The following is an 11,216-nucleotide window of genomic DNA, read 5'->3' on the forward strand; positions in this document are numbered from 1 at the left end:
GTGGGCAGATAAATTAAGGTATTGAAAAAGTTAATTTAGCTGAGGCGTTGCGGCCCGGCACGAATGCCGTGAGCCTGGCTAATCCAGGTTGAAACAGAGAATGAAGCTGGTGAAACAAACGCACGCTGCGCTGTCTGACGAACCATGACCGGCGGCTGGCTGTCCTGCGTGAGCAGCGCGTTGAGCGTGTCCAGCAGGGCAAGATGCTGAGCCTGCACCGGCAGCGCCTCTTCCGCAACAGGCATGGCCTGCGGTGCCATCGCAAAGGACAGATGGCGGATAACGGTGCGGATAGCGTGCTGGTGCCAGTAATCGACGGTGAAGTTTGGGCGGCGACTAGCTTCAAGCCACGCGAGGTTAGTGAAGTTAACCCGCGTGCTGAGATCGTGTTTAGTGGTGGAGGTTTTTGCGGGCGTCGCCGCTTCGGCACTGTTGCTGAGCGCAGGCAAGCCGAAACTCGCCGCGACCATCCCTAATAAGAGATGCGGCCAGAAGTAACGTCTGCCAAATTGTCGCCAGCGCGTCAGTATTCCGCTCACCTGCTCCACCCAATAAGCCAGCCTTGCAGAGGCTGAGTTCAGTTATTCATTTTAGCGCCCAGATAGTACCACTAAAGCCAATATACATCAGCAGGAATGAGGTGCCGCCGCGGAGAAAAACGGTCAAGAATGCAGCTAACGCACATATTTTCTGAGTAAGACAAACGAGAGATAGCGCTGGGGTAAACGAAGAAGGGTAAAAATAAAAACGACTGGTCTTCCTGGTCGGAGAGAGTACCAGGTTAACCAGTCGATTTTTTTACGAAACGGTTTGAACCGTTACGCCAGAACCATGCTTGGTGCTTTGAAAGCCAGCGGCAGTTCAGCTTCGTCTTCGAAGGTCACATATTCCCAGGCTTCCTGTTTTGCCAGGACGGCCTGCAACAGTTTGTTGTTCAGCGCATGACCGGATTTGAACGCGGTAAATGCACCAATGATGTTGTGACCACACATGAACAGGTCGCCGATAGCATCCAGCATTTTGTGACGAACGAATTCATCTTCGAAACGCAGGCCGTCTTCGTTCAGTACGCGATAATCGTCAACAACGATGGCACAATCGAAGCTGCCGCCCAGACACAAGCCACGGGACTGCAGATATTCGATATCACGCATGAAGCCAAATGTACGGGCTCGGCTGATCTGGCGCATAAACGCATCAGCAGAGAAGTTCATCGCATAGCGTTGGGTGCTGGAGTCAATCGCCGGATGGTTAAAGTCGATGGTAAAGTCCAACGAGAAACCATTGTACGGTTTGAATTCAGCCCACTTGTCGCCATCTTCGACGCGAACGGTCTCTTTGATGCGTACAAATTTCTTCGCGCAGTTCAGTTCTTCGATGCCGGCATCCAGCAACAGATAGACGAACGGTGCAGCACTGCCATCCATAATCGGGATTTCTGGCGCATCGACTTCAACAATAATGTTGTCGATACCCAGACCCGCCAGGGCGGCGTTCAGGTGCTCTACGGTAGAAATCCGCACGTCATGCTCGTTCACCAGACAAGTACAGAGCATAGTATCACGCACAGATTTGGCATCGGCCGGAAAATCTACCGGTGGATTCAAGTCGGTGCGACGATAGATGACCCCGGTATTGGCCGGCGCAGGGCGTAACGTCAGCGTGACTTTCTTGCCGGTATGTAAACCGACACCAGTCGCCTGAACGATACGTTTAAGAGTCCTTTGTTTGATCATCGTATAATCTCGCCAAATTAACTATCCAACCGAGAGTGTATATCACTAACGGTGGGCCAGTTTAGCACAAAGAGCGCAAATCCCCTAATTCCAGCCAATTCTTAGTCAGCTTGCTTACGCAGGAACGCCGGGATATCCAGATAATCTGGCTCTTTCGCCGTTTGCGGCGTTGGGTCGTTCACCACTTTCGCGGCCGGTTTCTGCTCCTGAGTCAGAGGAGACATACCGTGCTGCTGGTAACGATCCATTACCGGTTGCTGAGTCTGCTTGTTGGTCACCAGGGTGATCTCAGGACGCTTGTCCATACCGATACCGGTCGCAACAACGGTAACACGCAGCTCGTCGTTCATTTCAGGGTCAAGGGAAGTACCGATTACCACGGTAGCGTTGTCAGAGGCGAACGCACGGATGGTGTTCCCCACGGTTTCGAACTCATCCAGACGCAGGTCAAAGCCAGCGGTAATGTTGACCAGCACGCCGCGCGCACCAGACAGATCGATATCTTCCAGCAGTGGAGAAGAGATAGCCATTTCAGCCGCTTCTTCAGCACGGTCTTCACCGCTCGCCACGCCAGAGCCCATCATCGCGTAGCCCATTTCGGACATCACGGTGCGAACGTCTGCAAAGTCAACGTTCATCAGGCCAGGACGGGTAATCAGTTCAGCGATACCCTGAACCGCGCCTTTCAGCACGTCGTTTGCTGCACCGAATGCGTCCAGCAGGGAAATACCGCGACCCAGAACTTTCAACAGCTTGTCGTTCGGGATGGTGATCAGCGAGTCCACATGCTTGGACAGCTCGGTGATACCCTGCTCCGCGAAGGCCATACGCTTCTTGCCTTCAAAGTTGAAAGGCTTGGTCACGACAGCAACGGTCAGGATACCTAAATCTTTTGCCACTTCAGCCACAACAGGTGCTGCGCCGGTACCGGTACCGCCACCCATACCTGCTGCGATGAAGACCATGTCCGCACCTTCCAGTGCAGCGCGCAGCGCTTCACGATCTTCTTCAGCCGCATTACGGCCGACTTCCGGGTTAGCCCCTGCTCCCAGCCCTTTGGTGATACCACCGCCGATCTGGATAGTCTGGCCAACAGCCGTCTTACGCAGTGCCTGCGCATCGGTGTTAACTGCGAAGAATTCAACACCTTCAATGCGTTCACGCACCATATGCTCTACGGCGTTACCGCCGCCGCCACCGACGCCGATGACTTTAATCACCGCGTCGTTGGTCAGTTCCATAGGTTCAAACATAATTTCTCTCTCCGTTGTGCCTGTCGCCCGAGACCGCTAATTCTCTCCGGTCTCTTAAAAAAATTAAAACTCTTTTCGCAACCAGTTGTTCAGTCGTTTGACCCACGACCCCACTGAGACGCGTTTTTCCACTTCTGCTTCACCACTGAGATGAGATTCCTTCCCGTAGTGGAGCAGGCCCACAGCCGTTGAATAATACGGCTCCTGAGCATAATCCGTTAAACCGGTGATATTCAGCGGCGCACCAATACGCACCTGCGTATGGAATACGCGCTGAGCACAGGCCGCAAGACCTTCAATTTGCGCTGCACCGCCGGTTAATACAATCCCCGCCGCAAGATGATGTTTAACGCCTTGCTGACGAAGCTGTTCCTGTAACTGTAAAATCTCTTCATTGACCAGGTTGAGCAGCTCGGTATAGCGCGGCTCAATCACCTCTGCCAACGTCTGGCGCTGCAGGCTACGCGGTGGACGACCACCGACGCTCGGCACTTCAACGCTCTCATCTTTGCCAACGATAGACCCCAGCGCACAGCCGTGGCGCACTTTAATCGCTTCTGCATCGCTCGGCGGCGTACCAAAAGCGTAAGCAATATCGCTGGTCACAACGTTCCCGGCATAAGGGATCACTTTAGTGTGGCGCAACGCACCGCCGGTATACACGGCGATATCCATTGTACCACCACCAATATCGACCACACAGACACCCAGTTCACGTTCATCTTCGGTCAGCACGGAATAACTTGCCGCCAGACCCGCGAAAATAAGTTGGTCAACTTTCAGGCCACAACGTTCAACGGCTTTTACAATGTTCTTCGCCATATCGTTGTGACATGTGATCAGGTGCACTTTTGCCTGCATACGTACGCCAGAAAGGCCGACCGGGTTCTTAATCCCTTCCTGGTAGTCAATTGCATATTCCTGCGGAATGACATGCAGCACGCGATGCTCGTCGCGGACACGCACGGATTTCGCCGTGTGCACGACGTTTTCAACGTCTTCCTGCGTCACTTCTTCTTCGGAAATCGGCACCATACCGATTTCGTTCTGGCAGCTAATGTGCTTACCAGAAAGGGCCAGATAGACAGAAGAAATCTGGCAATCTGCCATCAGTTCAGCCTGATCGATGGCGCGCTGAACGCATTTCACCACCGATTCAAGATCGTTTACCCCACCTTTATCCATACCACGGGACGGGCAACTGCCTACGCCAATGATATTGACCATACCGTCGGGCAGAACTTCCCCTACTAAAGCGGCAACCTTCGCGGTGCCAATCTCCAGTCCAACTACCAGTTTTCTGTCCGTCGCCTTGATCATTGTTGTTCTGCCTGTACCTGTGCCTGATTCTGTTGCTGATTAGGTTCCTCGACCGGAGCCGGTACCCAACCGACTGCTGCGCCTGAGTCATAGCGCAAATCAACGTAGCTTATCCGTTTGCCGTCAGTCTGTGCCTGCTGCTGTAAAACCGGGTAAAGTTCGACAAAACGCGCCAGACGCTTCATTGTGTCGCCGCGTCCCAGGTTGAGCTTAATGCCGTTCGTTAACGTCAGCTGCCAGGAACGGCGCGCCGTCATGGCAGCATCTTTTAACGTAAACCTGTCCTTCGCCAGCACCTGACCCATTTCGCGAAAACCTTGTAACACCTCGTTTTCGCTACCTTCCGGGCCATACAACATCGGTAAATTTTGCTTGTTGACACGATCGGCCGGGACGCTGAAGGAGTTTCCGTCTGCGTCAACCATGTGCTGATCATTCCAACGCGCAATGGGCACATATTCAACCAGATGAATCTTCAATTCATCAGGCCATTGCTTTCTTACGCTCGCCTGTTTTATCCATGGCAGACGTTCTATCTGGCTCTGGATAATGTTGACGTCCTGCGTCATAAAGGTGCCAGGCGAGCCCAGCGCCAGAATTGACTGGCGAATATCGTCGTTACGCGTGTAGTGACGCTCACCGGTGACCACCAGCTTAGAAAGCGGCAACCGCTGCGCATCTTCCATCCAGCCCAGGACCATCCAGCCGCTGATAAACACGGTGCACAGCACCCCGAGCAGGAAAATGATGCCTGCAAGACGCGTTCCATTACTGCGGCGTGAGGAGGCGTATTCGTCCTCGTCATCGCGGTTGCGCGTGTTCAATGCAGCCTGAGACATATCAGCCCGCCTGGTCCAGAATGCGTACGACTAACTGCGAGAAGCTCATCCCCGCCTGACGCGCGGCCATCGGCACAAGGCTGTGGCTGGTCATTCCCGGAGAGGTATTCGCTTCCAGCAGATAAAATTGTCCGTCACTGTCCTGCATCACGTCGATGCGTCCCCAGCCCTGACAACCCAGAATATGCCAGGCTTTAAGCACCAGGGACTGTAAATCTGCTTCACGCTCAGCTTCAAGACCACAAGGGCAGAAATATTGCGTCTCATCAGAGAGATACTTCGCCTCATAATCATAGAAGGTTCCGGCCGGTTGGATACGAATTGACGGTAAAATTTCTTCGCCAAGCATCGCGACGGTAAATTCCGGCCCGCTGAGCCATTTTTCAATCAGAACTTCTTCATCATGTTGAAATGCCAGTGCTAAAGCGGACGAAAGATCTTCAGCTTTGTCGACTTTGGACATTCCCACGCTGGAGCCTTCCCGGCTGGGCTTTACAATAACCGGTAAGCCCAGCTCAGCAATGCGTGCATTAACGCTATCCGGCAGGCCCAATTCAAATTCGCGACGCGTCAGCGCAACCCATGGCGCAACGGGTAACCCCGCGCCCTGCCACAGAAGCTTGCTGCGCAGTTTGTCCATAGAGATAGCGGAGGCCATCACGCCGCTGCCGGTGTAAGGCATGCCGATCAAATCCAGAAGCCCCTGCAGGGTGCCGTCTTCGCCGCCGCGACCATGCAAAGCGATAAAGACTTTATCGAAGCCCATGGCTTTTAATTGCGTCACGTCGACCTCTTTTGGGTCGACCAGGTGCGCATTGACGCCAGCTTCACGCAAGCCCGCCAGCACAGCCGCGCCGGAATTCAGGGAAACCTCGCGCTCGGCGGAGGTGCCGCCAGACAGGACAGCAATCTTATCAGCCATGATGCTCATCCTCCTGGGTTTGCGGCTTCAGTTTGATTTCAGCTAAGGTACGGGCGATTTTGCCAATATTTCCCGCGCCCTGAATCAGAATCAAATCGTTACCTGTCAGAACCGGTGCCAGAATTTCCGCCACCTGTGCAGGGTCAGAAACCAGAATAGGGTCAACTTTACCGCGTCCACGGATGGTACGACACAGAGAGCGGCTGTCGGCCCCCGGAATCGGCGTCTCGCCTGCGGCGTACACGTCCAGCATTAACAGGGTGTCTACCTGTGACAGGACGCTGGCGAAATCGTCGTACAGATCGCGCGTACGCGTGAAGCGGTGCGGCTGGAAGACCATCACCAGATTTTTGTCCGGCCAGCCTGCACGTGCGGCTTTAATGGTGGCGTCGACTTCGGTCGGATGGTGGCCGTAGTCGTCCACCAGCATCGCAGTGCCGGCTTTACCGTTCACGGCGTCCAGCGGGAATTCACCGAGGAAGTCGAAGCGACGACCGGTGCCCTGGAAGCTTTCCAGCGCGCGCAGAATCGCATCATCATCAATGCCTTCTTCCGTCGCGACGGCCACAGCCGCTGCGGCATTGAGGGCGTTATGGCGACCTGGCGCATTCAGCGTGACGTGCAGCAGTTCTTTGTCCTGACGCGCCAGCGTGAAATGCCCCTGCGCACCAATCTGTTTGTACTCTTCCACGCGGACGTCAGCGTCTTCGCTGAAGCCGTAAGTGGTGATTTGACGACCCACGCGCGGCAGCAGCTCGCGGATCACCGGATCGTCTACGCACATCACCGCGCGTCCATAGAATGGCAGGTTGTGCAGGAAGTTGATGAAGGTCTGCTTTAAGTTCTCGAAGTCGCCCTGGTAGGTATCCATATGGTCAGCTTCGATGTTAGTGACAATCGCCACCATCGGCTGCAGGTGCAGGAACGACGCGTCGCTCTCATCCGCTTCGGCAATCAGATAACGACTGTGGCCCAGACGCGCGTGTACGCCTGCGGCTTTGACCAGACCGCCGTTGACGAACGTCGGGTCGAGACCCGCTTCCGCATAAATACTGGAGACCATCGCCGTGGTCGTGGTTTTACCGTGGGTCCCGGCAATGGCGATGCCGTGACGGAAACGCATCAGTTCCGCCAGCATTTCTGCACGGCGGATCACCGGAATGCGCGCTTCGTGCGCGGCAACGATTTCCGGGTTGTCAGAGGAGATGGCGCTGGAGACCACCACCACGCTCGCATCGCGCACATTTTCTGGACGATGGTTGAAATAGATAGTCGCCCCAAGCGACGCCAGCTGCTGCGTAACAGGGTTTGGCGCCAGGTCAGACCCGCTGATCTGATAACCTTCGTTAGCTAACACTTCGGCAATACCGCCCATGCCAGCACCACCGATGCCAACAAAGTGAATGTGCCGGACGCGACGCATCTCGGGCACGATTGAACGCAGTTTTGCCAGTTGTTGTGTATTCATTCTCTAAACGCCATCGACTACTTAAAATTCGTGCAGCGCAAAACGCGCTGCGAGGGTTAAGCCTGGGCTGCCAGGCTCACTTCTTTTGCCACCCGTTCCGTCGCATCAGGGATAGCGGCCGCGCGTGCGCGTTGCGCCATCTCCAGCAGTGCGTCTCTGTTCCAGCCCGCCAGGGTGGTGGCGACCGCGTCGGCGGTAAATTGTGGTTGTTCAAAAATCTTCGCGGCACCGGCTTTCTCAAGCGGCAGCGCATTCCAGTACTGCTGTCGGTCTTTGTGCTGGAACGGCACAAACAGGGCCGGCAGACCCGCGGCGGCGATCTCGCTCACCGTCAGCGCGCCTGAACGACAAACCACGACATCGGCCCAGGCATACGCCGCCGCCATGTCGTCGATAAATTCTGTGACTTTATGCTGCGGCTGCCCCGCTTCGGCGTAAGCTTGCTCAACGGTCTGCTGAACGCCTTTTCCGCTCTGGTGCCAGATGGTCACGGTATCCCCCAGCTTTGCGGCAACCTGCGGCATCGTCTGGTTTAAAATGCGTGCGCCCTGAGAGCCGCCGACGACCAGTACACGAACCGGCCCTTCACGGCCCGTCAGGCGAGCGTCCGGCAGCGGGAGCGCCAGCACGTCGACACGCACCGGGTTACCCACCACGTCCGCTTTCGGGAACGCACCGGGAAACGCCTGCATAACTTTGGTAGCGATTTTCGCCAGCCACTTGTTGGTTAGACCGGCAATTCCGTTCTGCTCATGCAGCACAACGGGAATGCCTAACGACCACGCCGCCAGCCCGCCAGGACCAGAGACATAGCCGCCCATGCCCAGCACCACATCTGGCTTAAAGCGCTTCATGATGGTGCGCGCCTGGCGCCAGGCGTTAAAAATACGCACCGGTGCCAGCAGCATTGCCTTGAGGCCTTTGCCCCGAAGGCCGGAAATACGAATAAAGTCGATCTCAATACCGTGCTTCGGCACCAGGTCGGCTTCCATGCGGTCTGCGGTTCCCAGCCAGCGTACCTGCCAGCCCTGATCCATTAAATGGTGCGCAACCGCCAGCCCCGGGAACACGTGTCCGCCGGTACCGCCTGCCATCACCATTAACCGCTTCGGTTGATTCATCGTGAACCTCGTGTAAACGCCTGGGCTTTTTCCAGACGTGTTTCATAATCTATGCGCAACAAAAACATGATGGCCGTCGACATAATCAACAGACTCGAACCACCATAACTGATCAACGGCAGCGTCAGACCTTTGGTCGGCAGCATACCCGCTGCGGCCCCGACGTTAACCAATGCCTGGAAGCTAAACCAGATACCAATTGAACAGGCTAAGAATCCTGAGAAGCGGTGATCGATCTCCAGCGCTTTCCGGCCGATAGACATGGCGCGGAAAGCGACGAAGAATACCATTAAAAGCGCTAATACCACACCGATATAACCCAGTTCTTCCGCAATAATGGAGAAGATGAAGTCAGTATGCGCTTCCGGTAAATACTCCAGTTTCTGTACCGAATTACCCAGCCCCTGCCCCCAGACTTCACCGCGACCAAAGGCCATCAGCGACTGTGTCAGCTGATAACCGCTGCCGAAGGGATCTTCCCACGGGTTCCAGAACGAGGTCACACGGCGAATACGGTAAGGCTCGGCGAGGATCAGCAGCACAACCGCCGAAATCCCCATCCCGATAATAGCGATGAACTGCCACAGCTTCGCGCCCGCCAGGAACAGCATCGCCAGGGTGGTAACGAACAGCACGACAACGGTACCGAGGTCAGGCTGCGCCAGCAGTAATACCGCCAGCACCAGAATCACGCCCATCGGTTTTAAGAAGCCGCGCAGGTTGTTACGCACTTCATCTACCTTACGCACCAGGTAGTTTGCCAGGTAGCAGAACAGGGAGAGTTTGGTAAATTCCGCAGGCTGAATGCGCAGCGGGCCAAAGGCGATCCAGCGTGATGCCCCGTTAACAGAGCTCCCCACCACCAGTACGATCAGCAGCATAATAATCGAGGCGATCAGCATCGCCGTACTGTGCCGCTGCCAGAACTCCATCGGCAGGCGCAAGGTCACCAGCGCCAGACAGAACGCCAGGATGATGTAAAGACCATCACGCTTGGCAAACAGGAAAGGATCGTTCGCCAGACGCTGCCCGACGGGCATTGACGCTGACGTGACCATAATAAAGCCTACCGCCGCCAACCCCATCGTGAGCCAGAACAGCGTGCGATCGTACATGACCAGGCTGTCGTTATCTTTTTGACGAGAGCCCATCACCCAGCCTTTGAGCGCCGCAAATACCCATGCCAGGATCCCAAATCCTGGCAGGCGCGGCATTTTCAGGCGAGGGAGAGATAAACGCATTAGCCTAACTCCTTCGCCAGGCGGGTAAAGACATCACCACGCTGTTCGAAATTCTTGAATTGATCGAGGCTGGCACAGGCCGGAGAGAGCAGCACCATATCGCCTGGCTTCACGCGAGGGGCAATCAGCCGCATCGCCTGTTCCATGGTTTCGGTTTGCTCGGCAACCTCAGGGCGCAGTTCAGCCAGCTCGCTGCCGTCACGCCCGAAGCAGTACAGGCGGACGTTATCTCCGGCGAGATACGGCTTCAGGGAGGAAAAATCAGCTGATTTACCGTCGCCGCCCAGCAGTAAATGCAGGGTGCCGTCAACGTGCAGACCGTTCAGCGCGGCCTCCGTGCTTCCGACGTTGGTGGCTTTGGAGTCGTTGATCCAGCGCACGCCGTTGTGCTCCAGCGCCAGCTGGAAACGGTGCGCCAGACCAGAAAACGTGGTTAACGCTTTCAGGCTGGAGGAGCGCGGCAGCCCTACTGCATCCGCTAGCGCCAGCGCCGCCAGGGCATTGGTATAGTTGTGCTGACCAGTGAGCTTCATCTCTTTCACGTTCAGCACTTTCTCACCCTTCACGCGCAGCCAGGTTTCGCCCAGCTGACGGTTCAGGTGGTAATCCCCCATCGTGATACCGAAGCTAATACAGCGATCGTCTGCGCCACGCACCGGCATGGTCAGCGCGTCATCGGCGTTAACAACGCAGACTTTGGCATTTTCATAAACGCGCAGCTTGGCGGCACGATACTGCTGCAGACCAAATGGATACCTGTCCATATGGTCTTCAGTCACGTTGAGGATCGTCGCAGCCGCAGCGTGCAGGCTGGAGGTCGTTTCCAGCTGGAAGCTGGAAAGCTCGAGAACATACAGCTCGCAGCCTTTATCCAGCAGCATCAGAGCGGGTAAACCAATGTTACCGCCAACGCCGACGTTCATGCCCGCCGCTTTCGCCATTTCACCCACCAGGGTGGTGACGGTGCTTTTACCGTTAGAACCGGTAATGGCGATAACAGGCGCCTGCGCTTCGCGGCAGAACAGCTCGATATCGCCGACAATCTCAACGCCCGCATCCGCGGCAGCGCTCAGCGAAGGATGCGCCAGCGCCATACCTGGGCTTGCGACAATCAGATCGGCTGCCAGCAGCCAGTCTTCATTCAGACCACCAAGGTGGCGTTCAACCTGTTCCGGCAGTTTGTCCAGACCCGGCGGAGAGACACGCGTATCCATCACGCGTGGCGTCACGCCGCGTGCGAGGAAAAAGTCCACGCAGGAGAGCCCCGTGAGGCCCAACCCGATGATAACGACTTTTTTGCCCTGGTAATCTGCCAT

The 11,216-nt window shown here is 55.9% G+C and carries 10 protein-coding genes; all 10 read right to left on the reverse strand.

Annotated features, from left to right (window positions below; genetic code table 11):
• Positions 1 to 35 precede the first annotated feature (35 nt).
• The 10 genes from secM to murD all read right to left on the reverse strand — a co-directional run bounded on the left by secM (position 36) and on the right by murD (position 11,216).
• A complete protein-coding gene (gene secM / locus HCH49_RS12735) occupies positions 36 to 539 on the reverse strand; it encodes a secA translation cis-regulator SecM (protein WP_221702770.1) in 504 nt (167 codons plus the stop codon).
• Positions 540 to 818: 279 nt separating this feature from the next.
• The gene (gene lpxC, locus HCH49_RS12740) at positions 819 to 1,736 is read right to left on the reverse strand and encodes a UDP-3-O-acyl-N-acetylglucosamine deacetylase (RefSeq protein ID WP_008501977.1); all 918 of its coding nucleotides are present in this window, start codon (positions 1,734 to 1,736) and stop codon (positions 819 to 821) included.
• Between the two features lie 101 nt (positions 1,737 to 1,837).
• Complete coding sequence (gene ftsZ / locus HCH49_RS12745; RefSeq protein WP_008501978.1) at positions 1,838 to 2,989, reverse strand: cell division protein FtsZ; 1,152 nt, start codon at positions 2,987 to 2,989, stop codon at positions 1,838 to 1,840.
• Positions 2,990 to 3,052: 63 nt separating this feature from the next.
• Positions 3,053 to 4,309, reverse strand: coding sequence for a cell division protein FtsA (gene ftsA / locus HCH49_RS12750; protein WP_023334508.1), 1,257 nt, complete (start codon positions 4,307 to 4,309; stop codon positions 3,053 to 3,055).
• Complete coding sequence (gene ftsQ, locus HCH49_RS12755) at positions 4,306 to 5,148, reverse strand: cell division protein FtsQ (RefSeq protein ID WP_023310399.1); 843 nt, start codon at positions 5,146 to 5,148, stop codon at positions 4,306 to 4,308. The genes ftsA and ftsQ overlap by 4 nt, the downstream gene beginning before the upstream one ends.
• Position 5,149: 1 nt before the next feature.
• Complete coding sequence (locus tag HCH49_RS12760; protein ID WP_058840536.1) at positions 5,150 to 6,070, reverse strand: D-alanine--D-alanine ligase; 921 nt, start codon at positions 6,068 to 6,070, stop codon at positions 5,150 to 5,152.
• Positions 6,063 to 7,538 (reverse strand): UDP-N-acetylmuramate--L-alanine ligase, encoded by a 1,476-nt coding sequence (murC, locus tag HCH49_RS12765; RefSeq protein ID WP_033144631.1) that lies wholly within the window; start codon positions 7,536 to 7,538, stop codon positions 6,063 to 6,065. Before murC ends, HCH49_RS12760 begins: the two co-directional genes overlap by 8 nt.
• 56 nt (positions 7,539 to 7,594) lie before the next feature.
• Positions 7,595 to 8,659, reverse strand: coding sequence for an undecaprenyldiphospho-muramoylpentapeptide beta-N-acetylglucosaminyltransferase (murG, locus tag HCH49_RS12770; RefSeq protein ID WP_221702771.1), 1,065 nt, complete (start codon positions 8,657 to 8,659; stop codon positions 7,595 to 7,597).
• Positions 8,656 to 9,900 (reverse strand): cell division protein FtsW, encoded by a 1,245-nt coding sequence (ftsW, locus tag HCH49_RS12775; RefSeq protein WP_023310395.1) that lies wholly within the window; start codon positions 9,898 to 9,900, stop codon positions 8,656 to 8,658. Before ftsW ends, murG begins: the two co-directional genes overlap by 4 nt.
• A complete protein-coding gene (gene murD / locus HCH49_RS12780) occupies positions 9,900 to 11,216 on the reverse strand; it encodes a UDP-N-acetylmuramoyl-L-alanine--D-glutamate ligase (RefSeq protein WP_221702772.1) in 1,317 nt (438 codons plus the stop codon). Before murD ends, ftsW begins: the two co-directional genes overlap by 1 nt.

The organism is Enterobacter sp. Y17 (genome assembly GCF_019730495.1).
In the GTDB taxonomy this organism is placed as follows: Bacteria; Pseudomonadota; Gammaproteobacteria; order Enterobacterales; family Enterobacteriaceae; genus Enterobacter; species Enterobacter asburiae_B.

Coding starts and splice junctions, on each gene's coding strand:
- lpxC (WP_008501977.1), bottom strand. CDS start 1,736: ATGATCAAACAAAGGACTCTTAAACGTATCGTTCAGGCGACTGGTGTC.
- ftsA (WP_023334508.1), bottom strand. CDS start 4,309: ATGATCAAGGCGACGGACAGAAAACTGGTAGTTGGACTGGAGATTGGC.
- murC (WP_033144631.1), bottom strand. CDS start 7,538: ATGAATACACAACAACTGGCAAAACTGCGTTCAATCGTGCCCGAGATG.
- ftsZ (WP_008501978.1), bottom strand. CDS start 2,989: ATGTTTGAACCTATGGAACTGACCAACGACGCGGTGATTAAAGTCATC.
- ftsW (WP_023310395.1), bottom strand. CDS start 9,900: ATGCGTTTATCTCTCCCTCGCCTGAAAATGCCGCGCCTGCCAGGATTT.
- HCH49_RS12760 (WP_058840536.1), bottom strand. CDS start 6,070: ATGGCTGATAAGATTGCTGTCCTGTCTGGCGGCACCTCCGCCGAGCGC.
- murG (WP_221702771.1), bottom strand. CDS start 8,659: ATGAATCAACCGAAGCGGTTAATGGTGATGGCAGGCGGTACCGGCGGA.
- ftsQ (WP_023310399.1), bottom strand. CDS start 5,148: ATGTCTCAGGCTGCATTGAACACGCGCAACCGCGATGACGAGGACGAA.
- murD (WP_221702772.1), bottom strand. CDS start 11,216: ATGGCAGATTACCAGGGCAAAAAAGTCGTTATCATCGGGTTGGGCCTC.